The sequence below is a fragment of the Propioniciclava sp. MC1595 genome, from assembly GCF_017569205.1.
Lineage (GTDB): Bacteria > Actinomycetota > Actinomycetes > Propionibacteriales > Propionibacteriaceae > Propioniciclava.
Map to the genome: position 1 here is coordinate 458,044 of NZ_CP071870.1, position 22,702 is coordinate 480,745.

At 72.0% G+C, this 22,702-nt stretch carries 24 protein-coding genes and 1 pseudogene; 7 read left to right on the forward strand and 18 right to left on the reverse strand.

Annotation, left to right across the window (positions count from 1 at the left end; translation table 11 throughout):
* Positions 1-59: 59 nt before the first annotated feature.
* The 6 genes from J4N02_RS02100 to J4N02_RS02125 all read right to left on the reverse strand — a co-directional run bounded on the left by J4N02_RS02100 (position 60) and on the right by J4N02_RS02125 (position 3,994).
* On the reverse strand, positions 60-569 hold the full coding sequence (locus J4N02_RS02100) for a GNAT family N-acetyltransferase (RefSeq protein WP_188334627.1): 510 nt from the start codon (positions 567-569) through the stop codon (positions 60-62).
* Between the two features lie 111 nt (positions 570-680).
* Entirely contained in the window at positions 681-944 is a 264-nt protein-coding gene (locus J4N02_RS02105; RefSeq protein WP_188334626.1) for a DUF6458 family protein, read from the reverse strand.
* Positions 945-1,070: 126 nt separating this feature from the next.
* A complete protein-coding gene (locus J4N02_RS02110; RefSeq protein ID WP_188334625.1) occupies positions 1,071-1,634 on the reverse strand; it encodes a sulfite exporter TauE/SafE family protein in 564 nt (187 codons plus the stop codon).
* Positions 1,634-2,818, reverse strand: coding sequence for a PLP-dependent aminotransferase family protein (locus J4N02_RS02115; RefSeq protein ID WP_182816926.1), 1,185 nt, complete (start codon positions 2,816-2,818; stop codon positions 1,634-1,636). Before J4N02_RS02115 ends, J4N02_RS02110 begins: the two co-directional genes overlap by 1 nt.
* Positions 2,819-2,926: 108 nt before the next feature.
* Positions 2,927-3,721 (reverse strand): sugar phosphate isomerase/epimerase, encoded by a 795-nt coding sequence (locus J4N02_RS02120; RefSeq protein WP_188334624.1) that lies wholly within the window; start codon positions 3,719-3,721, stop codon positions 2,927-2,929.
* Positions 3,722-3,778: 57 nt separating this feature from the next.
* A complete protein-coding gene (locus J4N02_RS02125) occupies positions 3,779-3,994 on the reverse strand; it encodes a hypothetical protein (RefSeq protein ID WP_188334623.1) in 216 nt (71 codons plus the stop codon).
* An 84-nt stretch (positions 3,995-4,078) separates the two neighbouring features.
* On the opposite strand from J4N02_RS02125, the gene J4N02_RS02130 reads away from it, so the two are divergent.
* A complete protein-coding gene (locus J4N02_RS02130) occupies positions 4,079-4,513 on the forward strand; it encodes a MarR family winged helix-turn-helix transcriptional regulator (RefSeq protein WP_188334622.1) in 435 nt (144 codons plus the stop codon).
* On the opposite strand, the gene J4N02_RS02135 is transcribed toward J4N02_RS02130, so the two are convergent.
* The 3 genes from J4N02_RS02135 to J4N02_RS02150 form a co-directional block, all read right to left on the reverse strand.
* Complete coding sequence (locus tag J4N02_RS02135) at positions 4,496-5,524, reverse strand: glycerophosphoryl diester phosphodiesterase membrane domain-containing protein (RefSeq protein WP_188334621.1); 1,029 nt, start codon at positions 5,522-5,524, stop codon at positions 4,496-4,498. The genes J4N02_RS02130 and J4N02_RS02135 overlap by 18 nt on opposite strands.
* 104 nt (positions 5,525-5,628) lie before the next feature.
* Positions 5,629-7,494 (reverse strand): MBL fold metallo-hydrolase RNA specificity domain-containing protein, encoded by a 1,866-nt coding sequence (locus tag J4N02_RS02145; protein WP_188334620.1) that lies wholly within the window; start codon positions 7,492-7,494, stop codon positions 5,629-5,631.
* A 281-nt stretch (positions 7,495-7,775) separates the two neighbouring features.
* A complete protein-coding gene (locus J4N02_RS02150) occupies positions 7,776-8,126 on the reverse strand; it encodes an iron chaperone (RefSeq protein ID WP_188334619.1) in 351 nt (116 codons plus the stop codon).
* An 18-nt stretch (positions 8,127-8,144) separates the two neighbouring features.
* Here J4N02_RS02150 and J4N02_RS02155 point away from each other — a divergent pair, with 18 nt between their 5' ends.
* Entirely contained in the window at positions 8,145-8,615 is a 471-nt protein-coding gene (locus J4N02_RS02155) for an aminoacyl-tRNA deacylase (RefSeq protein WP_188334618.1), read from the forward strand.
* Between the two features lie 43 nt (positions 8,616-8,658).
* Here J4N02_RS02155 and J4N02_RS02160 read toward each other — a convergent pair whose 3' ends face one another.
* From J4N02_RS02160 to J4N02_RS02170, 3 genes are all read right to left on the reverse strand, one after another.
* On the reverse strand, positions 8,659-9,858 hold the full coding sequence (locus tag J4N02_RS02160) for an MFS transporter (RefSeq protein WP_188334617.1): 1,200 nt from the start codon (positions 9,856-9,858) through the stop codon (positions 8,659-8,661).
* 46 nt (positions 9,859-9,904) lie between these two features.
* Positions 9,905-11,587, reverse strand: a complete 1,683-nt coding sequence (locus tag J4N02_RS02165) for a glutamine--tRNA ligase/YqeY domain fusion protein (protein ID WP_188334616.1) — start codon at positions 11,585-11,587, stop codon at positions 9,905-9,907.
* A 74-nt stretch (positions 11,588-11,661) separates the two neighbouring features.
* On the reverse strand, positions 11,662-12,198 hold the full coding sequence (locus J4N02_RS02170; RefSeq protein ID WP_208091076.1) for a S8 family serine peptidase: 537 nt from the start codon (positions 12,196-12,198) through the stop codon (positions 11,662-11,664).
* Between the two features lie 223 nt (positions 12,199-12,421).
* Between J4N02_RS02170 and J4N02_RS02175 the strand changes: the two genes are divergently transcribed.
* Positions 12,422-13,678 (forward strand): DDE-type integrase/transposase/recombinase, encoded by a 1,257-nt coding sequence (locus J4N02_RS02175; RefSeq protein ID WP_243760849.1) that lies wholly within the window; start codon positions 12,422-12,424, stop codon positions 13,676-13,678.
* A gap of 114 nt (positions 13,679-13,792) precedes the next feature.
* Here J4N02_RS02175 and J4N02_RS02180 read toward each other — a convergent pair whose 3' ends face one another.
* Complete coding sequence (locus J4N02_RS02180; RefSeq protein ID WP_188334290.1) at positions 13,793-14,530, reverse strand: cytochrome b5 domain-containing protein; 738 nt, start codon at positions 14,528-14,530, stop codon at positions 13,793-13,795.
* Positions 14,531-14,614: 84 nt separating this feature from the next.
* Between J4N02_RS02180 and J4N02_RS02185 the strand changes: the two genes are divergently transcribed.
* Together J4N02_RS02185 and J4N02_RS02190 are read left to right on the forward strand one after the other, a co-directional pair.
* On the forward strand, positions 14,615-14,974 hold the full coding sequence (locus tag J4N02_RS02185; protein ID WP_188334291.1) for a CidA/LrgA family protein: 360 nt from the start codon (positions 14,615-14,617) through the stop codon (positions 14,972-14,974).
* A complete protein-coding gene (locus tag J4N02_RS02190; protein WP_188334292.1) occupies positions 14,974-15,681 on the forward strand; it encodes an LrgB family protein in 708 nt (235 codons plus the stop codon). Before J4N02_RS02185 ends, J4N02_RS02190 begins: the two co-directional genes overlap by 1 nt.
* 111 nt (positions 15,682-15,792) lie before the next feature.
* Here J4N02_RS02190 and J4N02_RS02195 read toward each other — a convergent pair whose 3' ends face one another.
* Entirely contained in the window at positions 15,793-16,182 is a 390-nt protein-coding gene (locus J4N02_RS02195) for an ankyrin repeat domain-containing protein (protein WP_188334293.1), read from the reverse strand.
* 29 nt (positions 16,183-16,211) lie between these two features.
* Here J4N02_RS02195 and J4N02_RS02200 point away from each other — a divergent pair, with 29 nt between their 5' ends.
* Entirely contained in the window at positions 16,212-17,237 is a 1,026-nt protein-coding gene (locus tag J4N02_RS02200; protein WP_188334294.1) for a Gfo/Idh/MocA family protein, read from the forward strand.
* A gap of 2 nt (positions 17,238-17,239) precedes the next feature.
* Here J4N02_RS02200 and J4N02_RS02205 read toward each other — a convergent pair whose 3' ends face one another.
* The 4 genes and pseudogenes from J4N02_RS02205 to J4N02_RS02220 all read right to left on the reverse strand — a co-directional run bounded on the left by J4N02_RS02205 (position 17,240) and on the right by J4N02_RS02220 (position 21,308).
* Positions 17,240-18,262 carry a ketopantoate reductase family protein gene (locus tag J4N02_RS02205; protein WP_188334295.1) on the reverse strand — a complete coding sequence of 341 codons (1,023 nt, stop codon included), beginning with the start codon at positions 18,260-18,262 and terminating at the stop codon, positions 17,240-17,242.
* Entirely contained in the window at positions 18,259-19,527 is a 1,269-nt protein-coding gene (locus J4N02_RS02210; RefSeq protein WP_223202621.1) for a galactokinase family protein, read from the reverse strand. The genes J4N02_RS02205 and J4N02_RS02210 overlap by 4 nt, the downstream gene beginning before the upstream one ends.
* The gene (locus tag J4N02_RS02215) at positions 19,524-20,333 is read right to left on the reverse strand and encodes a nucleotidyltransferase family protein (protein ID WP_182816964.1); all 810 of its coding nucleotides are present in this window, start codon (positions 20,331-20,333) and stop codon (positions 19,524-19,526) included. The genes J4N02_RS02210 and J4N02_RS02215 overlap by 4 nt, the downstream gene beginning before the upstream one ends.
* Before the next feature lie 3 nt (positions 20,334-20,336).
* Positions 20,337-21,308: pseudogene (locus J4N02_RS02220) on the reverse strand (hypothetical protein).
* Positions 21,309-21,427: 119 nt separating this feature from the next.
* Between J4N02_RS02220 and J4N02_RS02225 the strand changes: the two are divergent.
* Positions 21,428-22,561 (forward strand): ROK family transcriptional regulator, encoded by a 1,134-nt coding sequence (locus tag J4N02_RS02225; protein WP_188334296.1) that lies wholly within the window; start codon positions 21,428-21,430, stop codon positions 22,559-22,561.
* Positions 22,562-22,702 lie beyond the last annotated feature (141 nt).

Here is a 22,702-nt window from a genome sequence, read left to right on the forward strand (position 1 = left end):
TCCACGGGTGCTGAGCACAAGCTGTCGGCGGCCGGAAGGCAGGCTGTCGGCGGGAGCGCTCAGAGGGGCAGGGTGAGGCCGTCGTGGCTGGGGCGGAAGCCCATGGTCGTGTAGAAGCCGTGGATGTGCGCGCGGTTCTTCTCCGACATCACGATCAGCACCCGCGCACCCCGGGAGCGGGCGTGGTCGATCGCCCACGCGAACATGCGCTTGGCGATGCCGAGGGAGTCGTGCCCGGCCCGGATGCGGGCCCCGGAGACCACGGCGCGGGCCACGCCGCCGCGGGCCAGCGTGCGTACGAAGGTGAGCTGCAGGGTGCCGATCACGCGGTCGCCCTCGTCGAGGACGACGATGAGCTCCTGGTTGGGGTCCGCGTCGATCTGCTCGAACACGGCCTCGAGGTCGGCGTCGGCCGGCCCGACCCCCAGCAGGTCGTCGCTGATCAGGGTGTTCGTGGCGACGTGCCGCGGGGAGGTGGGGTCGTCGGCGAGCAGGCGCTCGATGGTCCCGACGTGGTCGCGTGTCGCCCGGGCGAGGCTCACGTCCCCCAGATCGGCAAGGATCTCCATGTCCCCAGTGGACACCCCCTCCCGCGGCGGCGTCCAATCAGCGGGGCGGAGACGGGCGACGGCCGGGAGGGAAACCCCTCCCGGCCGCCGCGCGTGCTGTGCTGGGTCGGATCAGACCTCGTCGTGGCGGACCTCACGCTCGACGGACTGGTTGCCGCGGGCACCGGTGCCGTGCACGTCGGTGCGCTCGGTCGTGACCGAGGAGCGGGGGCGGTTCGCGATGAGGCCGAAGACGAGCCAGATGGCCGCGGCCGCCATGAGGATCAGGCCGACCATCTTGGTGTCGACGCCCTCGAGCATCTCGGACATGGCGAAGTAGAGGATGGCGCCGATCACGCCGAGGGCGACGGGGCCGCCGATGTTCACGTAGCGCATGTGCGTGGTCGCTTTCCTGCGGGGGTCCGATTGACCCCGGTCGGTTCATGCTAGGCGGACGCCTCGCGCGCGATCCAGCGTGTCGGCGGGTTCGGCCGGCCTTTCACCCGTAGGGGTGAGGGGCGCTCAGAGGCCCGCGAGGCTGGTCACCAGCAGCACCAGGCCGGACGCCCCGGCGAGCAGCAGGATCGCGTGGCGGGTGCGCCCCGAGTCGACGTACCGGGCCAGCGGGCGGGCCAGGAGCGCGCCCAGCAGCATCGCCGGGAGGAGGGCGGCGGCGTGCGCGAGCTGGGTGGCCGTCACGCGTCCGGCGAGGGCGAGGCTGGCCAGCGAGAGCGCGGCCCCGATGCAGAAGAAGGACGCCAGCGTGGCCCGCACGCGCGGGCCGGGGAGCCCGGACAGGACCATCGCCAGCGGCGGCCCGCCCACCCCCGAGACCGTGGCCGACGTGCCGGACAGGAAGCCGGCGACCACCACGTTCGTGGTCGTGTTCTCGAGGCGGATCGAGCGCCACTGCAGGAGGGCGGCGACCGTGACGATGGCGCCCACGAGGATGCCGAGGACGCGCTGGGTGGCGATGACCAGCAGCCAGGTGCCGACGGCGATCCCGGGGAGGCGGCCCAGGATCGCGATGACGAGGTCGCGGACGTCGACGTGGCGCCACTCGCGCACCAGCGTGGTGACCGCCATCAGGCCTCGAGCTCGAGCGCCGCGGCGAGCCGGCGCAGGCCCTCGGCGATCGTGTCGGGGGAGTTGGTCACGTAGCTCAGCCGCATCGTCGAGCGGTCGGGGTCGGCGGCGTAGAAGCTCCAGCCGGGCACGAACGCCACGCCCTCCTCGACCGCGCGCGGCAGTAGCGCGGCGGTGTCGGTGTCGTCGCCGAGGCGCACCCAGCAGAACATGCCGCCGTCGGGCCGGGTCACGGACGCCGTGGGCGGCAGCATGCGCAGCAACCCGGCGTGCATCGCGTCGCGACGCTCCCGGTAGGGGACGACCACCTTCGCGATGTGGGCGTCGAGGTCGTAGTGGGTCAGGTAGTGCGCGACGGCGAGCTGGTTCAGGGCGGGGCTCTGCAGCGTGACCGCCGACTTGGCGATGCCGAGGATCTGCTTGAGGCGTCCCTCGATGCGCATCCACCCGATCCGGACGCCCGGGGCCATCACCTTCGACATCGAGTTCAGCAGGATCGTCTGCGAGGCCATGCCGGGCAGCGCCGCGATCGGGGGCAGCGGCTCGCCCGAGAAGCGGAGCTGGCCGTAGGGGTCGTCCTCGACGAGGGCGACCCTCGTGCGGAGGAGGATGTCGGCGATGGACTCGCGCCGCCGGCGTCCCATGGTCTTGCCCGAGGGGTTGGCGAAGTTGGGGATCAGGTAGACGAACTTGGGGTCGTGTTCGGCGATCGCGGCCTCGAGCGCGTCGGGGAGCATGCCCTCGGCGTCGGCCTCGACGCCGATCATGCGGGCGCCGTTGAGCATGAACGCCTGGACGGCGGCGAGGTAGGTGGGCTCCTCGACCAGGACGACGTCGCCGGGGGAGAGCAGCGCCTGGGCGGCGAGGTAGATGCCCTCCTGGGAGCCGGAGGTGACCTGGATCTCGTCGGCCGTCGTCGGCAGGTGCCGGGACACGATCTCGGCGGCAGCCTCGCGCAGCTCGGGCTCACCCGGGGTGGATCCGTACTGCAGGGCGCGGCGCGCGTTGTGCGCCAGCACGTGCTCGAAGCTGGCCCGCACGTCGTCGTAGGCGAACAGGGCGCCGTCGGGGATCCCGCCGGCGAAGCTGATGATGTCCCCCCGGCTGAGCACGCTGAACAGGTCACCCACCGGGTCGGCGGGCTCTGCGCCGAACCGCGAGCTGATCGGGAACTGGAAGGTCACCCCTTCATCCTCCCACCGCGCTGGACCGCCGAGAGCCCGTGTTCAGGCCGCCGACAGCCTGCCCTCCGAGCGCCCTGGCGAAGCGGGAGGCACGACCAGAGCCTGTGCTCAGGCGGCCAGGACGCTGCGCAGGGTGGCCAGGGCGTCCACCCAGCGTCGGGTGGTGACGGGCCCACCTCGACCGCTGAGGCCGAGGTGCGGCTCGAGTGAGCAGAACCCGTCCCAGTCGGAGGCGCGGAGCCAGTCCGCGAGTTCGGCCCACTGGCCGTCGCCCTCGCCGACCGGGGTGACGCGGCCGGTGGCGGCGCGGGCGTCCTTGGCGTGGAGGTAGGAGACGTCGTCGACCAGCTGCGGCCACGCGTGGTCGAACGGCCGGACGCCGCACTGCACGAAGTTGGCGGGGTCAAAGATGAGGCGCAGCGTGTTGCCGCTGGCCGCGACGAGTTCCAGGCAGCGTTCGGGGGTGTCGCCGAAGATGCCCTTCTCGTTCTCGTGGAGGAGGGTGACGTCCTCGTCCTGGGCGACCGCGGCGAACAGCGACATCTGGTCGAGGACCCGGGCCCGGTCGGTGTCGGGCGTGGTGGTGAACCACGAGAACGTGCGCACGAACGGCGTGCCGAACCGGTGGGCGAACGCCGCGGCCCGCCGCAGCCCGTCGAGGTGGGGGCCGAGCGGCGCGTTGACCGGCTGCTTGCCCAGACCGGTGGCGATGCACGAGACCCGGACGCCGTGGTCGGCCAGCGCGTCCTGCCCTGCCGCGAGCGTGCGGGTGGACGCCTCGAGGATGGGGCGGGTGCCGATGCGGCGGAGCTCGATGTGGGTCAGTCCGGCCTGCGACGCCATGCGCACCTGGCCGGGGAAGCTGGTCAGCGCCTCGTCGGTGAATCCGGTGAGGGTGATCATGCGCTCGAGCCTATGCGCAGGCTGTCGGCGCTGGGAACGCAAGCTGTCGGCGCTGGGTCAGAGGCTCTCGAGCTCGGCGCGGACGGCGTCCAGCTCGTCCTGGCCGATGTAGCCCGCGGCCATGCCGAAGGCCTTCTCGGCCGGCATGCCCTTCATCAGGGCGACCATCGGCTGGCGGGTCAGGCCGGGGTAGCGCCGCTCGATGACGGCGACGGCCTCGGGGTCGTCGAGCAGTTGGCCCACCTTGGTGATGGCGAAGTCGTAGCGACCCATGAAGAAGGCTCCTGACACTGGTTGGGGCGTCTCGGAACTTTACATCGTTGGCGATGAATCGGCAACGATGGATACGATGCACCCATGAGAGCCGCCACCCTGCACCAACTCGGACGCCGCCTGTCCGGCCTCGCGGGCGACCTGACGCACGCGCACTCCGACAAGGCGACGACACCGGGGGAACTGGCGATCCTCGACGACCTGCTGTTGCACGGTCGCAGCGCCGTGCGCGACATCACCGGGCGGACCGGGTTCGCGCAGTCGCACGTGTCGGCGTCCCTCGCGAAGCTCGTCGAGCGCGGCCAGGTGACGTGGGAGAAGAACCCCAAGGACGCCCGCTCGCGCTGGGCCGACCTGACCAAGGGTGAGCGGGCCGTGCTCGAGGCGGCCGCGGCCACGCGTGTCGAGGATGCGCTGTCGGAGCAGCTCGGCCGCGCCGACGCCGAGAAGCTGGTCAAGCTCCTCTCGCGGGCGGCCAAGCTGCTCGACGTGAAGAAGCCGTCAGCCCCGCGGCGCTGAGTCGCCGGGCGCGGGCGGTGCGGGGGGCGCGTCCCACGGGTTGACGCCGTAGGAGCCGCCGTACTGGCTCGGCGCGGTGACGCCGGCCTGCTCGCGGCTGCGGCTGAGGTACATCAGGCCGGTGAACAGGTACTGGTAGGGCACGTACAGCAGCAGCACGGCGTACAGGACGAGCAGCGCGAAGCCCATGCCGGTCAGCGCGGCCGCGGAGTTCTGCCCCTGCGACTGGGCCAGGGCGAAGGCCGCCCCCATCATCACGAAGTAGGGCACCAGGAACAGCGCCATGCCGATGAGGCCGAGCACGAGCTGGTAGCCGAACGTCTTCCAGAACGCACCCTTGGTGAGCTGGAACGACCGCTTGATCGAGGGGATCGCGTCGAGCCCCTCCTCGGCCATGGCCGGGATCGTGTAGACGACCTTGATCATGAACCAGATCGCGCCCACGTACACCGCGGTCAGGAACACGAACCCGAGCAGGATGCTCGCGCCGTTGGCGCTGCCGCTGTCGGAGTCGGCGGCCATGCCGATCGGCACCAGCACCGCGATGAGCGCCACGACCAGGACGATGCTCGCGGCGAAGGCGATCAGCATCAGGATGAAGACGCGGCCGAGCATGCCGCGCGTGCGCTCGGCGAGGTTGGCGCTGGTCGGGTTGGCCCGCCCGGTGGCCAGGTCGATGCCCCCGATCACCGTGCGACCCTGGTAGACGTACACCAGCAGCGAGATGGCCAGCATGGCGATGTAGAAGAGGATGCCCAGGCCGATGACGGCCGGGGTGGCCTGCTGCCCGCCGCGCGGGTCGGCCAGCACCATCGCCGCGATGACGAGGCCGAAGACCAGGGTGGCGCCGAACATGATCAGGAACGGCATCAGCAGGAGCTTCAGGAAGAGCCCGAACCGGGCCTTGTAGACGCGCCACGCGCCGCCGACGATGTCGCCGAGGGTGAGTGGGCCGTGGGGGAGCAGGGCGTGGCCGCCAGCGGCCGGGACTGAGGGGGTGGTCCAAGTCATGGCACGACCCTAACGCTCCCCACCGACGGTTCGGGTGGGGAGCACTCCCCTCGGGACGCGGGTGCCGGGCGCCCGGGCACGGCCCAGACGCCCAACCCGACCGGTCAGTCCTCCTGGCCCACCGGCTCGGGCCGGTCCACGCGCGTCGTGCCGTCGGGATCGGCCCCGTCGGCCGGCTCGCCGGTCTCGGCGGTCACGGCGACGGCTTGGGATGCGGGCGCTGCCGGCGCCACGGCCGGGACCCGCCCCGACCACACCAGGGCCTGGCCGGCGATGACCTTCTCGCCCGAGAACGCCAGCGTCGGCGACCCGGCCAGCGTGTAGCCCTCGCCGAGCGCGGCGCTCACCTCCTGGTCGAACGCGGCCGCGGGCTCGCCCGTGACCAGCCGGTAGGCGAGCTTGCCCGCGGGCAGGTCGCCGACGGCGGCCGTCGGGGCAGCAGAGACCGGACGCCGCGTGGCCGGCCCGGCGGGCGTCCGCTTGGGCCGTGGCGCGGGGGCCGCCTTCTTCTGGCCGGTGCCGACGTGCGGCTCCACCCCGTCGGTGTCGAGCAGCACGACCTCGCCGTGGCGCGGCACGACCGCGTTGAGGCCGAGGTCGGACTGGATGCGCGCGGCGAACGCCTTCGAGGCGTCCTCCTCGCCGTGGACGCAGAAGACCTCCTGCGGCTGAGGGTCGAGCTCGCGGAGCCAGTCGAGCAGGTCGGAACAGTCGGCGTGCACCGAGAACTCTCGGTCGTGGTAGACCTCGGCCTTCACCGGGATGTACTTGCCGCGGATCTTGATCTGCGTCGCGCCCTCCGACAGCTGGCGCCCGCGCGTGCCGACGCCCTGGTAGCCGGTCAGGATCACGGCGTTCTTCGGGTCGGGCAGCATCTTCTCGAGGTGGTGCAGCACGCGGCCGCCGGTCGCCATGCCCGAGCTCGAGATGATGACGGCCGGGCCGTGGCCGCCATCCGCGGTGAGCTTCTTGGAGTCGTCGGCGGTCTCGACCGCGGTCAGGTCGGGGATCTTCACGAAGTCCTCGGGGTGGAGGTCGTCGCGCAGCTCGTCGGTCAGCGTCTGGTAGACCCGCAGGGCCCGGACGCCCATCGGCGAGTTCACGAACACCGGCACGTCGGGGATGCGGCCCTCGCGCTCCATGTCGGAGATCGTCTTGAGGATGATCTCGGTGCGGTCGATCGCGAACGCCGGGATCACCACCGAGCCGCCGCGCGCCATCGTGCGGCGGATCACGTCGGCGAAGCCCTCGTGGGGCAGGTTCCCGGGCTCGGGGTGCTCGCGGTCGCCGTAGGTCGACTCGATGAGCACGAACGGCGCCCCGCCGGGCACCTCGCGGGGCTTGAGCACCGGGTGGTCCTTGCGGCCCAGGTCGCCGGAGAAGAGGACCGACGCCGACGGCGTCCAGAGGTTGACCGAGGCGGAGCCGAGGATGTGGCCCGCGCGCGTGAGGTGGATGGTGACCAGCTCCTCGGGCTTGGCGGTGAAGCCCGGGCGCTCGTTGCCGGTGAGCTCGAAGTCGGTGTCGTACTCGAGGGTGACGAACTGGCCGAGCATGGCCTCCACGTCCTCGGTCGTGTAGAGCGGCAGCGCCGGGTCGTGCTTGGAGTAGCCCTGCTCGTTGGCGTCCTCCGCCTCCTGCTCCTGCAGGTGGGCCGAGTCGCGCAGCACGATCTCGGCGAGCTGGCGGGTGCCCTCGGTGCACCAGATGGGCCCGTCGAACCCGCCCTTGGTCAGGGCGGGGAGGTAGCCCACGTGATCCATGTGCGCGTGGGTGAGCACGATGTCGGAGATCGACGCCGGGTCGACCGGGAACGGCTCCCAGTTCATCTCGCGCCACTTCTTCTCGCCCTGGAACATGCCCGAGTCGACCAGCACCCGCCGGTCGCCCACCTGGAGGAGGTACTTCGAGCCGGTGACCGTGCTCGCCGCACCGAGGAACGTCAAGGTCGTGCGGGGTGCTTTCGCCATGACCTCACTCTGGCACGCCCCGACGACACTTATCGAGGGATCACGTCGAGGGCTCTACTTTGATGACGGTCTAAGTAGAGCCCTCGGCGCGGTCAGCCCGCACGGGAATCCAGCTCCTTCACCAGCTTGGGCGGGGCGGTCATGCGGAACGACTCGTCGAGCAGGTCGAGCACCTCGTCCCAGCTGGGTTCCCAGGTGTCGAGGGCGATCGCCAGCCAGCCGAACGGGCCGACGTAGGCGGGCCAGGATCGGGTCGTCGTCGGCGAACATCTGCGGATGGCTCATGCCTTCGCCTCCTGCTGTGCGACCCGGAACGTGACCAGGCGCTCGACGAGGTCGACCGGGATCGGCCGGTCCACGGGCAGCTGGATCGTCCCCTTGCTGAACCTGAACCCGCGCTCGGCGAGCTCCTCGCTCACGAACGCGACGCCGTCCGCGCCCGGGTGGAGCCCGACGTGGTGCTTGGCCGCCGCCACGTGGATGAGGTTGCCGTTCAGCTTCCACGTCGGCATCCCCCACGACAGCGCCTCGGTCGCGTCGGGGGCCAGCCGCGTGATGATCGCGCGGAGGGCGTCCATGTGCTCGCGGTGGGGGCCGGAGTACTCCGCGAGGTAGTCGTCGATGACGGTCATGGGTTGTAGGTTGCCCGCATGAGTGCCACCGACGCCACCACGCCGCCCATCGAGGCCGTCACCGCCCTCGGCCTCGACCACGAGGTCACCCGTCATGGGCGCGTGAACTCGCTCGAGGAGGCCGCCGCCGCCCGCGGGATCGAGCCGCGCGACCTGGTCAAGACGATCGTGGTCCGGCGCGCCGAGGACGACTACGTGTTCGTGCTCGTGCCGGGCGACCGCGAGTTCAGCTGGCCCAAGCTGCGCGCCCTGCTGGGGGTGAGCCGGCTGTCGATGCCCGACGCCGCCACCGCCCGCGAGGTCACCGGCTACGAGCGCGGCACCATCACCCCGTTCGGGTCGACCCACGCATGGCCGGTGATCGCCGACGCCGCCGTCGTCGGCCGCCGGATCTCGATGGGCGGTGGGGCCCACGGGGTCGGCATCACCGTCGACGCCGACGCGGCGCTGGCCGCGCTCGGTGCCCAGGTCGCCGACGTCACGGAGTGACCGCGCGATCGACGTCAGCCTGCTCGGCGTCGTGCGCGGGTGCTCAGGAGGCCGTGGCGGGGGCGGGGGTGGCCGCCACCGGGCGCACCCGGTGGGCCAGGGCGAACACCGCGACGCCCGAGACGACGAGGATCCCGAGGCCCACGCGCAGGCTGGTCTGGTCGGCGATGAAGCCCACCAGCGGCGGGGCGGCGAGGAAGCCCATCCGCAGCAACCAGCTGGCGATCGCGACACCGGCGCCCTCGGGCAGGCCGGGGAGGCGTCCGGCCGCGGCGTAGGCGGCGGGCACGACGGTCGCGCAGCCGAAGCCGATCAGCGCGAACCCCGTCAGCACGACCGGCAGCACCGGGAAGCCCACGATGAGCACGCCACCCAGCGCGATGAGGACGCCGCCGGTCCGCATGACCGCCACCGAGCCCCAGCGGTCGGTGGCCGGGTCGCCGAGGAGGCGCCCGACGGTCTGCGCAGCGATCATCGCGACGAACGCGAGGCCCGCGACCCCGAAGGGGGTGTCGATGACCTGGACGAGGTAGAGGGCGCCCCAGTTCATGGCGGCCTCCTCGGGCAGGATGCCCACGATGGTGAGCAGGCCGAGCGGCAGCAGGAGCAGCCACATGGCGCGCGTGAGGCGCGTCGACTCGGGGCGCTCGGTGGAATCGGCCGCACGGCGCACGACGTGATCGGGCAGGCGGGCCATCAGCATGGCGATACCGGCCAGCACCACCCCGACCACGCAGGCGGCCAGCAGGTGCCAGCCCAGGGGCACGCGCTGGGTGGCCGCCAGCGAACCGGACGCCCCGCCGGCGAGGGCACCCAGGCTCCACAGGGCGTGGAGGGAGTTGATGATCGACTTGCCGTAGGAGTCCTCGACCAGGAGGCCGTGCACGTTCTGGGCGGTGTCGGTGACGGCGTCGGAGAAGCCCGAGACGGCCATCGCCGCCGCCACGAGGAACACGTGCGGTGCGAAGCCGATCGTGGTGACCGCCGCGGCGATGCCCACCGTGCCGAAGAAGGCGACCGGGCCGGCGCCGAAGCGGCGGATCAGGGGCGCCGGCAGCCAGGACGCGACCATCGAGCCCAGGGCCATCATCGCGACGACGACACCGAACTCGGTGTTGGACAGGTCGAAGGCCTGCTTCACCTCCGGGTAGCGGGGCATCAGGTTCGCGACGAGGAAGCCGTTGGTGAAGAACATCAACGAGATCCCGGCCCGGGCGCGCACCGGGTGGAAGGTCGTGGGCACGGGGTTCAGGCTAGGACACTTCTCTCCGTGACGAAAACATCAACGATCAGCCCCGCTTCTGGATCGAGGCCCACTCGTCGCGCAGCCCCACCGTGCGGTGGAACAGGCCGGCGGTGTCGGGGTCCGCGGCGAAGTAGCCCAGGCGCTCGAACTGCACGACCTGGCCCGACTCGACGTCGGCGAGGGCCGCCTCGCCCCAGCCCGACAGCACCTCGCGGCTGGCGGGGTTGAGGTCGTCGAGGGCCTCACCGGTCGCCGCCCCGGGCACCTCGGTCGTGAACAGCCGCTCGTACAGCGCAACCTGCAGCGGGGTGGCGTGCGCCGCCGAGACCCAGTGCATCGTCGACTTCACCTTGCGCCCGTCGGGGGAGTTGCCGCCCCGCGACGCGGGGTCGTAGGTGGCGTTGACCTGGACGACCTGGCCCGCGTCGTCCTTGACCACGTCGGTCGCGGTGACGAAGAACGCGCCGCGCAGGCGCACCTCGCGCCCGGGGGAGAGCCGGAAGAACTTCGGCGGGGGCACCTCGGCGAAGTCGTCGGACTCGATCCACAGCTCGCCGGAGAAGGCCACCTGACGGGTGCCGTCCTCGGGGTTCTCGGGGTTGTTGGCCACCTCGAAGTGCTCCACCACCGGGGCGCCCTCCGAGTCGACCGGCCAGTTGGTAAGCACCAGCTTGAGGGGGCGCAGCACGGCCATACGGCGCTGGGCGGACAGGTTGAGGTCGCGGCGCACGAACGCCTCGAGCTCCTCGATCGCCTTGCGCGAGTTGGTCTTGGTGACGCCGGTGGCCTCGCAGAAGGCCACGATCGCCGAGGCCGGGTAGCCGCGGCGGCGCAGGCCGGACAGGGTGGGCATGCGCGGGTCATCCCAGCCGTCGACGACGCCCTCCTCGACCAGCGTGCGCAGGCGGCGCTTCGAGGTGACGGTGTGGGTCAGTTCCAGGCGGGCGAACTCGCGCTGCTTCGGCGCGGCACCCTCCAGCGGCAGCTGGGCCAGGAACCAGTCGTACAGGGGGCGGTGGCTCTCGAACTCGAGCGAGCACAGCGAGTGCGTGACGCCCTCGATCGCGTCGGACTGCCCGTGCGCCCAGTCGTAGGTCGGGTAGATGACCCACGCGTCGCCGGTGTTGTGGTGGTGGGCGTGCCGGATGCGGTACATCACCGGGTCGCGCAGCCACATGTCATCGGACGCCATGTCGATCTTCGCGCGCAGCACGCGCTCGCCGTCCCCGAACTCGCCCGCACGCATGCGGCGCAGGAGGTCGAGGTTCTCCTCCGGCGTGCGGTCGCGGAACGGCGACTCGACGCCAGGCGTGCCGAAGCCGCCCTTCTGCGCCGAGATCGTCTCGGCGTCCTGGTCGTCGACGTACGCCTTGCCCTGCTCGACGAGGTACTCGGCCCACGCGTACAGCTGCTCGAAGTAGTCGGAGGCGTGCACGGTGATGCCCGGGGTGTAGCCGAGCCACGCGATGTCGGACTTGATCTCCTCGACGTACTCCACGTCCTCGGACTCGGGGTTGGTGTCGTCCAGGCGCAGGTTGCACACGCCGTCGAAGTCCTCGGCGATGCCGAAGTTGGTCACGATCGCCTTCGCGTGGCCGATGTGCAGGTAGCCGTTCGGCTCGGGTGGGAACCGCGTCTGCACGCGCCCGCCGTACGTGCCCTCCTCGTTGTCGCGACGCACGATGTCGCGGATGAAGTCAGAGGGAGTCGGCGGGCTTTCGGTCATGGGGGAGAGCCTATCCGGAAGCGAGGAGGACCCCGGCATGCGCCGGGGTCCTCCAGGTGGTTGTTGCCGTGTGGTCAGTCGAGCGCGGCGAGGGCGTCGACGGCGTTGACGAGGCCGTGGGCAGTGGCGTTCTCGCCCCAGCAGACCTCGGCCGGGGCGGCACCGGGGCCGGGGCGCACGGCGGCGCAGCCGGCGTCGAGCGCCACGGCGGTCGACTCCAGGATCGTCTCGGTCTCGGTCTGGGTCAGGCCCGGGTCCTTCTCGGCCATCAGGGCGACGAGTCCGGCCACGTGCGGCGCGGCCATCGAAGTGCCGCCCAGGTAGTAGAAGGCCTGCTGGCCCTGGTTCTCGCTGGGCACCACCGGCTTGCCGATGCGCTTGGCGTCCGGGTTGGCGGCGGCGACGATGTCGAGCGCCTGGATCTTCGGCAGCGCCGAGCTGCGCGCCTTCATGGTGACGGCGTCGATCTGCGGCAGCTGGCCGGTGACCTTGCCGTACGCGCCGAGCGCCTTGAGCGCGGCCGGTGTGATGTCGGCCTTCAGCGCCACGTTGATGTCGATGTTCTTGTCGGGCGCGGCCAGGGCGGGCAGGCTCGCGCCCCCGATGGCCAACGCGGACGCCGCCACAAGGGCGACAGCGGTCCTGGTCTTCCTGCGGGTCCCTCTCCACGTGTTGAGTGTCCGCACGATATCCAATGGCGGTCCGCCGCGGGAAGGGAGCGACGACACTCACACATAGTCCCCGCGTAGCAGGGTGCTGTGCCTCACAGACTTTCCCCGCGTGAGGGGGTGGGGCCGGCCACGATGGGGTGTGCTGCTTGAGGAGAAGTTGTCGATGAAGGCCAGGGTCGAGGTCACCAAGCGGTACGCACAGGCGTACGCGGACGCGCCGAAGCACGGCAAGAGCTTGATCTTGGACCAAGTGGTCGAGGTGACGGGCTGGAACCGTGACCATGCCCGTCAGCAACTCCGCTTGCGGTTGCTGCAGGCGCCGGGACGAGCCACTGCGACGGTCGCGGTGATCGACCGGCGCAAGACCAAGCCACGCCGGTACTCCTACGACGCGACCAAGGTCCTGCAACAGGTGTGGGCCACCAGTGGCGGTAGTTGCGGCAAGTACCTGGCTGCCGCGATGGGCGACTGGCTGGACGCGATGGAGGCCGAAGGGTCACTGGTGCCCGGGGTGGAGCACTACCACGACGGGGTCCGTGCCGAGCTCGAGGCCATGTCCGCGGCCACGATCGACCGCTACCTGGCGCCGGCCAAAGCGCGGGACCCGATCCGCGGCAAGACCAGCACCAAGCCCGGGCACCTGTTGCGCCAATCGATCCAGGTACGCAAGGCCGGTGACGAGGTCGAGGGCGAACCCGGGTTCTTCGAGGTCGACACGGTCGCCCATTGCGGGCCCACCCTGAAGGGCGAGTTCGCCAGGAGTGTGAACTTCACCTGCGTGCACACCGGCTGGGTGTACACCCATCCCATCCGGAACAACGCCCGCGTGCACGTGCTGGCCGCTTTCGACGCGTTCGTTGAGGCGGTGCCGTTCGCCGTGACGGGCATCGATTGCGACAACGGCTCGGAGTTCATCAACCACCAGATCATCGGCTGGGCCGGTGACCGGGATGTGTTCTTCACCCGATCCCGGCCCTACAAGAGCAACGACCAAGCCACCATCGAGTCCAAGAACGGGCACCTCGTGCGCCGATACGGGTTCTACCACCGCTACGACACCCCGGCCGAACTCGACCTCCTGACCCAGTTGTGGCCCTTGGTCAACGACAGGTTGAACTTCTTCACCCCCACCAAGAAACCCATCGGGTACGGCACCGACAAACTCGGCCGCCGCAAGCGCCTCTACGACCAGCCCCGCTCCCCCTACCGGCGGCTCCTCGAGGCAGGCGTCCTCAGCCCCGCCCAAGAACACGAACTCGCCGCCTACAAGGCCACCCTCAAACCCACCCGGATCGCCCGGCAGATCACCGAACTCCAAGCCGAACTGACCCGCTTGGCCGCCACCAAGACCCGCCGCCTCGAAGACCAACTCACCTGGCGAGCCCCCGACATCAAAGCCCTCAAGATCCGCGCCGGCTAGACCCCCGTTCCCGGGGAAAAATCTGTGAGGCACACGCCCCATCAGCCGGGGACTTGACTATGAGGCACCACGGGGAGGAAGCCATGCGACGAACGCTGTCAGTGAAGGCTGGCGTCAGGCGAGGGTGCCGATGCGCAGGCCGTCGAGCTGGGCGTTCGAGCGCGGGTTCCGGCTGTGCTGCACCTGGAACCGCTCGGTCGCGTCGGTTCCGCACAGGTCGAGGATGCGCTGCGACCCGCCGGGGTGGAGGCCGGCCCAGCGGGTCAGGTCGTAGACACTGCCGTCCACCACGGCCCAGCAGGACTCGGCCGAGTCGTGCGAGGCCACCTCCTCCATCGTGAACGTGGACGCCGCGGGCGCGGCCGTGCCGCCTGCCGCGGCCGGGGCGGCCAGGCGGCTGGACCACGTGGCCTGCGCGCCCGAGTGCCCGGTCGCGACTGCAAGGCCGGTGACGGCGAGGGCCGCGGTGGCGACGAGCCCGCCGACCGCCATCGCCCCGAACCCGCTCGTGCCCGGGGGCGCCTGCTCGCGGCGGCGCTCGAGCCACCACCACAGCCACGCCAGCGCGGCGGTGACGAGAGCGGCGACGAGCGTGAGGTTGCCGAACCGCTCGTGGGACTCGGGGCGCGTCACCGTCTCGGCGAGCGCCTCGCCCGAGAACTTGGCCGCGATCGCCGCGAGCGCCCCGAGGGTCAGGGTGGCCAGAGACAGCAGCCCGAACCGGGACCGCACCGCCGGGGACACCACGGACGCCACCGTGGCCAGCGCGCCCACCGGCAGCGCCACCACGACCAGGTGCACGACGAGCGGGTGCAGGGGCAGGCCGAGGAACGAGGCGTCCAGCGGATTCATGTCGTGCAGTGTACGGAGGGGTCCGACGTCCGCCGTGGTGGGCCCCGGTGGGGCGGGGCGGCGACCGGTGCGAGACTGGCGACCATGATCGGAGGTCTCGCGCTGCTCCTGGCGTTCCAGCTGGTCGGGGAGCTGGTCGTCCGGCTGACGGGCCTGCCCATCCCCGGTCCGGTGATCGGGATGGTGCTGTTCTTCGGGTGGTTGCGCTGGCACCACCCGCGCGAGGGCGCGCCCTCGGTCCGGGCCGCCGACGTGCTGGTGCGCTACCTGCCGATCATGTTCGTCCCGACCACCGTCGGCATCGTGGCGTACGGCCCCCAGGTGGCCGCGCAGTGGTTCCCGGCGGCGGTGGCGTCCTTCGGCACGTGGCTGGTGACGTTCATCCTCGTGGCCTGGGTGGCGGTCTGGCTGCGCCCGCGGCGTCCGAAGCAGGAGGCCGCGTGATGGAGAACCTGACCGCCACGTGGGAGTGGCTCTCGACCTCGCCGCTGCTCGCGCTCACCCTGACCGTGGGCGTCTACTGGGCCGCCGACAAGCTCTGGGAGCGCTCCGGGCGCCACCCCCTGCTGACCCCGCTGCTCATCACCGTGACCGTGATCAGCATCGTGCTGGTCGTGGCCGGCATCGACTACTCGGCCTACGCGGACGGGGCGAGCATCCTGACGATCCTGCTGGGGCCGGCCACGGTCGCCCTTGCACTGCCGCTGCACCGGCAGGCCTCGCACGTGAAGGAGGCCGCGCCCATGGTGCTCGGCGCCGTGCTCGTGGGCGCCTTCTTCTCGATCATCTCGGGCTACTGGGTGACGCTGTGGCTGGGCGGCTCGACGGAGCTGGCGGCGTCCATGGCACCGAAGTCGGCGACCACCCCGATCGCGATGGCGCTGGCCGAGCAGATCGTCGGGCTCGCACCGCTGGCGGTGCTGTTCGTGATGGTCGCGGGGCTGGCGGGCGCGGTGATCGGGCCCAAGATCCTCGACCTGGTGCGCGTCACCGACCCGCGGGCGCGCGGGCTGGCGATGGGCGTGGCCTCGCACGGCGTGGGCACGTCGCGGGCCTTCCAGGAGGGACAGACCCAGGGCGCGTTCTCGGGGCTGGCGATGGGCCTCACCGGCCTGACCGTGTCGCTGATCATCACGTGGTTGGTGCCCTGACCCGGACTTTGCCACTGCGGAGCCGGGAAGCGTCAAATCAGCGGTCGGGGATTTGACGGATCTGCGGCGTGGGTCGGCAAAGGCACGAACCGACACGTGGCTCGGATGGGCTCAGGCGGGCTCACCGAACAGCTCGGGGAGTCCGAACATCTGGGCGGTCTGGCGGGCGGTGGGCGTCCCGGCATCGGGATCGGCGCCCGCCTCCAGCAGCACGCGGACGACCTCGTCGGCCTGCTTGAACACCGCGCCAGCGAGCGGCGACTGGCCGCGGCGGTTCTGGGCCTCGACGTCGGCGCCGCGCTCGACGAGGGCGGCGACCGTTGCGGGCTGGTCGTGGTAGGCCGCCAGCATCAGCAGGGTGTTGCCGTCGGCGTCGGTCAGGTCGACGGGGGCGCCGGCGTCCACGTAGGCGGCCAGGCGGGCCGCGTCGCCCTGGCGGGCGAGGTCGAACAGCCAGTTGGCCAGAGCCACGGGTTCGGAGCCGTCGGGTACCTCGGTCATGACCGGCAGCCTAGTGCGATGCTGGGGCGATGAACCTGCCGTCGCCCCGCACGCCCGACCCACTGCACGCCCCTCCGCTCAACTGGGGCATCCTCGCCCCCGGCGGCATCGCGGCCACCATGGTCGAGGCCCTGCAGCGGTTCACCCGCCAGCGGGTGGTGGCGGTGGGGTCGCGCTCGGCCGAGCGCGGGGCGTCCTTCGCGCAGCGGTTCGGGATCGGGCGGGTCCACGACTCCTACGAGGCGCTCGTGGCCGACCCAGAGGTCGACGCGGTGTACGTCGCCTCGCCGCACTCCCACCACCGCGACCACGCGCTGCTGGCGATCGCGGCCGGCAAGCACGTGCTGGTCGAGAAGGCCTTCACGCGCAACGCGGCCGAGGCCCTCGAGGTCGTGGACGCCGCCCGCGCGGCCGGCGTCGCCTGCGTCGAGGCGATGTGGACCCGGTTCCTGCCCACGACCGACATCGTGCGGCAACTGTTGGCGTCGGGGGCGCTGGGCGAGGTCGAGACGTTCACCGCCGACCACGGGCAGTGGTTCGCCCTCGACCCGGCGTCGCGGCTGTTCGCGCCCGGGCTGGCCGGTGGGGCGCTGCTCGACCTGGGCGTGTACCCGGTCTCGTACGCGTCGTTCGTGCTGGGCGCGCCGACCGGGGTGGTCGCGCGGGGGACACTCACCGAGACCGGCGTCGACCGGCAGGTCTCGGCGGTGCTGACGTACGCCTCGGCTGCGCAGTCGGTGGTGCACACCACGCTGGCCGCCCGGACGCCGACCGTCGCGGCCATCAGCGGCTCGGAGGCGCGGATCGAGCTGGACGGACCGTTCTACACGCCGCGCGTCGTGCGGCTGGTGACCCGGGACGGGGAGGTGCACGAGTCGGCGCCGCCCGTCATCGAGGGGCACCTGGGGCTGTGCCACGAGGCGGCCCATGTGGCGCAGCTGGTGGCCGATGGGGCATCCGAGTCGCCGCTGCTGCCGTGGCGGGAGACGATCTCGGTCATGGAGACGCTGGACGAGCTCAGGGCGCAGGTGGGCGTCAGGTACCCGGGGGAGTAGCGCTACAGCCGGGCCAGCAGGGCCTCGGGGCGCTTGCGGAAGGCCTCGATGTCCTCGGTGCCGGCGGTCAGTCCCTCGAGCACCGAGGTCAGCACCGCGTTGACCGGGGTCGGGACGCCCACGGCCGCGCCGTGGCGCACGACGGCCCCGTGGAGGTAGCCCACCTCGGAGCGGCGGCGTCCGGCGTGGAGGTCGATGTGCAGCGACGGCATCTTGTGGCCGCGTGACCCGCCCAGCAGGCGGGTGAAGATCGGGCGGGTGACCGGCTTGGGCAGGCGCTCGACGGCGAAGGCGAGGAGCCGCACCGGCGTCCCGGGCAGGTCGACCGGCGCGAAGCCCTGCGCGCGCATGACGGCCAGGCACTCGCGCAGCGAGGCGGTCTCGACCGCGTGCAGGCGCTTGTCGGCGAACACCTCGCCGACGGGCAGGTCGAGGATCGCCGAGACCGCCGACCCCTGCAGGTTGGTGAGCAGCTTCGACCACTTCATCGGGCCCGCGGCGTCGAAGGCCTGCGCGGAGAGGCCCGCGGCGTCCAGCGCCTCGACCAGACCACGGGCCAGCGGGTGGCCGAGCGCGATGCCGACGCCCCGGTGGGTCTCCTCGACGACGTGGCCGACGCCGGGCTTGGCGATGGCGGTGGTGACGGTGCCGGCGATCACGCGGTCGGCGCCGAGGCGGGCCGCGATCGTGGGCTCGTTGTCGACGCCGTTCTGCAGGGAGAGGATCGTCGGCACGGGGCGCCCGGTGGCGAGCAGCTGCTCGACCGCCTCGGCGGTGTCGAAGGACTTCAGGGCGAAGACGGCGACGTCCCAGGGGCCGGCGTCCAGGGCGGCGGCCGCGTCGGTGTACACGGTCACGTCGCGCACCACCTTCGTGCCGGACACCGCCTCCACCGTCAGCCCGTCGCGCGCGATCTGCTCGGCGGGGCCGGGCTGCTCGACGAACGCGACCTCGGTTCCCGAGGCTGCCAGCGACCCACCGATGTACGTGCCGATCGCGCCCGCGCCCAGGAAGAGGAACCTCACACGGACACCCTACTCACCACGGGCTCCGCCGCCCGGTCAGCCTCGGTGACGATCGTGGACGCCGTGGCCGCCCGCGCCGGGAAGTCGCGGGTGTAGCGCTCGAGCCAGGCCGCGGCGAAGCCCTCGGCGTCGGCTCGTGGGACCAGCGCCCACACCGAGCCGCCGAAGCCCGCGCCGAAGGCCGAGGCCGCAGCAGCCCCCAGCTGGCGGGCCGACGCCGCGAGGGCGACCGTCTCGGGAACCTGGTTGCCCAGCAGCGCCTCGGCGAGGAGCTGCGAGTCGGCCGAGACCGCGCCGAAGCCGGCCAGGTCGCCGCGCTCGAGGGCGTCGGCGGCGGCGGGCACGAAGAGCTCGGACTCCTGCACGAAGTGGTCCACGCGGGTGCGCAGCGCCTCGTCACCGACGGCGGCCATCAGCCGCGCCACGGCGTCGGGGGCCGAGCGCACGGCGGCGGCCAGCGAGCGGTCGGCGCGGCCGGTGGCCTCGTTCCAGCGGGCGAGCGAGGCGGCGATCGCGTCGGAGGCGCGGTTGTAGTCGGCCAGCGCGGCGCCGGTCTTCTCGGCGCTCACGCCGCTGACGGCGATGACGAAGACGTAGCCGTCGGGCAGGGGCACGTGCCGGTGGTGCGCGACCGGGTCGAACCCGAACTGGCCCAGCCGGCCGGGCAGGGAGCACAGCATGCCGGTGTGGTCCTCGGAGCCGCCGCGCGTGCCGACGCCGGCCTGCCCCTCCAGCGAGCGGAACGTCGAGCCGTTCTCGACCGACGCGAGGTAGGACGCCCAGGCCAGCCGGTCATCCCCGAGCTCGGACGCCCACAGCTCGCCGTCGCGGAGCCCGGCCAGGTCGGCCAGGGCCAGCGCCAAGGCGACGACGAGTGCCGAGGAGGAGCTCATGCCCGAGGCCAGCGGCAGGTCGGAGGAGAAGGTCAGCTCGGCGGCGGGGAGCTCGCCGAAGTTGGCGCGCAGGCGGTTCCAGGCGGTGGTGACGTAGCGGCCCCAGTGCCCGGGGGGCAGGCCGGGGTCGGTGTCCGGCACCAGCGCGAGGTGCCCGTCGAACGCGGCCGAGCGGGCGAGCAGGCCCACGCCCGCGGCGTCCCGGTTCGTGAGCGGGCGGGCGACCGCGGTGACGGCCTGGCTGGCGGCGCAGCCGAGCACGTTCCCGCCGGCGTAGTCGGTGTGCTTGCCGAAGACCTCGATGCGTCCCGGCACGCGCCAGCTGGCGCGCGTCACGGCGGTGCGGAGCGGGTCGGCGGTCGGGGCACTCATAGGCGGACCTCGGAGTCGGCCAGCAGCGAGGCCACCGAAGCGACGTCGCCGCGCGAGGACAGGTCGAGCACGCCCTCGCTGGACGGGAGTACCGCGAACCGCTCGCCGTCGGAGACGAGGAGGCGCACGGCGTCCACGATCTCGAGCTCGCCGCGCGCGGACGGCATGATCTCGCGGCACGCGTCGAACACGGCCGGGGTGAACAGCCAGCAGTTCATGGAGACGAGGCGGTCCTCGCCGAGCGCGGCGAGCTGCTCGGGGGTCGGCTTCTCGACGATCTCGACGAGCGCGCCGGACTCGTCGGCGGTCAGGCTGGCGAAGGCGGTCATCCGGTCGGCGGGGATGTTCGAGTTCGCCACCAGCCCGGCCGGGGTGAAGCCGATCGTCGCCGAGCCGTCGGACGCCGCGAGCGCGGCCAGCGCCTCGGTCGGGTACAGGTTGTCGCCGTTGATCACGACCACCTGGTCGGCGCCGGCGAACCACTCGGCCGACGCGACGGCGTCGGCGGTGCCGTTCGGCTCGTCCTGCACCGCGTAGAAGATCTCGAGGCGCTCGAGGTCGAGGGAGTCGTAGTAGTCACGCACGCCCGTGTGCTCGGGGCCGATCACCAGGCACACCTCGGTGAGGCCCGCGTCGGCGAGGCGGCTCAGCGAGTGGTCCAGGAACGGGCGCCCGCCCAGCGGCATCATCGCCTTCGCCCCGGACGCCGCGGCCGCGGCCTGGTCGGGGGTGAGCGACGCGTCCGCGTCCTTCTTCATGCGCGAGCCCAGCCCGCGCGCCATCACGACGGCCTTGTTCGTTGCCATGGTTCAGCCCTCCAGGCCCAGGTGGTCGGCGATGGTGGCGGCGACGGCCTCGGCGTCCTCGAGGTGCTCCATCTCGGCGAAGACGCGCAGCACGGGCTCGGTGCCCGAGAAGCGGATCGTGGCCCAGCCGCCGTTGGTGAAGTAGATCTTGGCGCCGTCGTCCCATGTGACGCGGTCGACCGCCCAGCTGCCGTGGACCTCGGCGAAGTCGGGCAGGTCCTGGTGGACGAACACGCGGTCCTGCAGCTCGGCGCGGCGCTCGGGGGTGAAGGAGTAGGCCTTCTCGACCAACTCGAGCTTGCCGTAGCGGGACTCGATGTCGGCCCACAGCTCGGAGAGCTTCTTGCCGGAGGCGGCCACCATCTCGACCAGGAGCGAGCCGGCGTAGATGCCGTCCTTGCCGGCGATGTGGCCCCGCACCGTGAGGCCGCCGGAGGACTCACCGCCGATCACGGCGTCCGTCTCGGCCATCTTGGCGGTCGTTGATGACGTCGACCTGGCAGCGGGCGGTGTGCAGGATCGTCTGCAGGCTGGTCTGGGCGACGCCGAACATCGGGTCGAGCACGATGTGGAGGTGCCGGTGTGGGCCATGAGTTCGTTGGTCACCTCGGCCTCGGCGTCGCGGCCGCCCTCGGTGAAGACCTTGATCCCGTTGTAGAGGGCCGGGTTGTGCGAGGCGGTCACGGCGATGCCGTAGGGGGTGTTCTTGTTGCGCACGGTCCACATGAACATGGGCGTGGGCGCGGGGCGTCCGATGAACGTGACCGGGACGCCGTTGCCCGCGAAGACCTCGCACGCCCACTGGGCGGCCTCCAGCGACAGGAAGCGGCGGTCGAAGCCGACCACCACACCGCGCCCGGTGACGCCCTCGGCGGCCATGCGGTCGCAGAGGCCCTGGATGAGGAGGCGGACGTTGGCCTTGGTGAAGCCGTCACCGATGATGGCGCGCCAGCCGCCCGTTCCGAACTGGATCATGGGTTCAGGCTAGCCGCTCCCGCGCTATTTGGAAAGAGTCCCACCAAACTCTCGCCGGGAGGGTGCTGAGCGGTAGGCTGCGCATGTTGCCCACCGCGTGCGTCCGAGGAGGTGACCACATGCGTCAGCCGTCGAGCGCCGACCCGTCGTCGGTCCGCCAGTGGAACGAGCGGGCCGTCATCACCGCCCTCCGCGACGCGGGGACCGTGCGGGTCGCCCAGGTGGCCGAGCAGGTCGGGCTGAGCACGGCGTCCACGCGCGAGGTGCTGCGCGGGCTCGTCACCAAGCACTGGGTGGTGCCCGAGGCGCAGAGCAGCGGCAGCGTGGGGCGCCCGGCCAGCATGTTCCGGCTGGCGACGCCGCCCGTGGGGCTGCTCGGGCTCGACGTCGGCGGCCACCGCGTCCGCGGGGTGCTGGACGCCGGTTCGGGCTCCGTCGAGGTGCTCGGCGAGGTGTCGATCGAGCAGGGCGTTCCTGGTGTGGAGGCCACGCGGGCCGCGCTGGTGGAGTTGCTGGCGCCGGTCGACGTGAGCGGGGTCTGGATGACCGGGCTCGCCGTCTCGGGCGCGCTCGACCACTCCGACCGGCTCGACCGGTCGATCGCGATGGCCGACTTCGTGGGCCTGCGCCCGGCCGAGGTGCTCGGCTCGGTCTTGCCGGGTTCGGTGATGACGTTGCACGACACCAAGGCCGCGCTGTGGGCCGAGCGGGTCGAGGGCGCTGCCCTCGGCCGCCGCGACGTGCTCTACGTGCACCTCGGACGCCGCCCCTCCCTGGCGCTGCTGCTCGCCGGCCAGCTGTACCGCGGCGCCCACGGCTCGGCGGGGGAGCTGTCGCTGAACGAGTTGTTGCCCGCCTCGGGTGGCTACGACTGGGTCGAGTCCGCCGGGGACGCCGACGCCCAGGGCCGCGCGCTGGTCGCCGCGGCCGAGGGTGACCCGGTCGCCGTGGCCGGGGCGCAGCGGTTCGTGCTCGACATCGTGCCGCAGGTCGCGTTCGCGGCCGGTCTGGTCGACCCCGAGCTGCTGGTGCTCGGTGGCGCGCTGGGTCCGGTCATCCTGCCGGTGCTGGACGAGGTCCGCGACGAGCTGGACCGCCGCCTGCAGACCCCGCCCGACGTGGCTGTGGGCGAGCTCGACGAGTACGTCACCGCGCGGGGCGCGGTCCACCTGGCCCGGGAGCGCCTCTGGAAGACGCTGCTCGACTCCGAGGGCCCCCTCCCACCCCTGGAGCGGGCGGCCCTGCTGGCCTGAGCGCCGCGGCGAAGCGGGAGGCACGACCAGGGCTTGGGTTTTCTGCGCCGAGGGCTTGAGTTTCGTGTACCGAGAGCCCGTGTTCAGCCTCCCGCTTCGCCGCGGCGGTTACTTCACCGCGCCGGCGGTGAGGCCACCGAT

Bases quoted from the DNA above. Each gene is read 5' to 3' on its own strand.
- J4N02_RS02195 (WP_188334293.1), bottom strand. From the start codon at position 16,182: ATGACCGAGGTACCCGACGGCTCCGAACCCGTGGCTCTGGCCAACTGG.
- J4N02_RS02215 (WP_182816964.1), bottom strand. From the start codon at position 20,333: ATGGCAACGAACAAGGCCGTCGTGATGGCGCGCGGGCTGGGCTCGCGC.
- J4N02_RS02210 (WP_223202621.1), bottom strand. From the start codon at position 19,527: ATGAGTGCCCCGACCGCCGACCCGCTCCGCACCGCCGTGACGCGCGCC.
- J4N02_RS02225 (WP_188334296.1), top strand. From the start codon at position 21,428: ATGCGTCAGCCGTCGAGCGCCGACCCGTCGTCGGTCCGCCAGTGGAAC.
- J4N02_RS02185 (WP_188334291.1), top strand. From the start codon at position 14,615: ATGATCGGAGGTCTCGCGCTGCTCCTGGCGTTCCAGCTGGTCGGGGAG.
- J4N02_RS02100 (WP_188334627.1), bottom strand. From the start codon at position 569: ATGGAGATCCTTGCCGATCTGGGGGACGTGAGCCTCGCCCGGGCGACA.
- J4N02_RS02125 (WP_188334623.1), bottom strand. From the start codon at position 3,994: ATGGGTCGCTACGACTTCGCCATCACCAAGGTGGGCCAACTGCTCGAC.
- J4N02_RS02200 (WP_188334294.1), top strand. From the start codon at position 16,212: ATGAACCTGCCGTCGCCCCGCACGCCCGACCCACTGCACGCCCCTCCG.
- J4N02_RS02110 (WP_188334625.1), bottom strand. From the start codon at position 1,634: ATGGCGGTCACCACGCTGGTGCGCGAGTGGCGCCACGTCGACGTCCGC.
- J4N02_RS02180 (WP_188334290.1), bottom strand. From the start codon at position 14,530: ATGAATCCGCTGGACGCCTCGTTCCTCGGCCTGCCCCTGCACCCGCTC.
- J4N02_RS02135 (WP_188334621.1), bottom strand. From the start codon at position 5,524: ATGACTTGGACCACCCCCTCAGTCCCGGCCGCTGGCGGCCACGCCCTG.
- J4N02_RS02150 (WP_188334619.1), bottom strand. From the start codon at position 8,126: ATGACCGTCATCGACGACTACCTCGCGGAGTACTCCGGCCCCCACCGC.
- J4N02_RS02130 (WP_188334622.1), top strand. From the start codon at position 4,079: ATGAGAGCCGCCACCCTGCACCAACTCGGACGCCGCCTGTCCGGCCTC.
- J4N02_RS02105 (WP_188334626.1), bottom strand. From the start codon at position 944: ATGCGCTACGTGAACATCGGCGGCCCCGTCGCCCTCGGCGTGATCGGC.
- J4N02_RS02120 (WP_188334624.1), bottom strand. From the start codon at position 3,721: ATGATCACCCTCACCGGATTCACCGACGAGGCGCTGACCAGCTTCCCC.
- J4N02_RS02145 (WP_188334620.1), bottom strand. From the start codon at position 7,494: ATGGCGAAAGCACCCCGCACGACCTTGACGTTCCTCGGTGCGGCGAGC.
- J4N02_RS02190 (WP_188334292.1), top strand. From the start codon at position 14,974: ATGGAGAACCTGACCGCCACGTGGGAGTGGCTCTCGACCTCGCCGCTG.
- J4N02_RS02165 (WP_188334616.1), bottom strand. From the start codon at position 11,587: ATGACCGAAAGCCCGCCGACTCCCTCTGACTTCATCCGCGACATCGTG.
- J4N02_RS02155 (WP_188334618.1), top strand. From the start codon at position 8,145: ATGAGTGCCACCGACGCCACCACGCCGCCCATCGAGGCCGTCACCGCC.
- J4N02_RS02175 (WP_243760849.1), top strand. From the start codon at position 12,422: ATGAAGGCCAGGGTCGAGGTCACCAAGCGGTACGCACAGGCGTACGCG.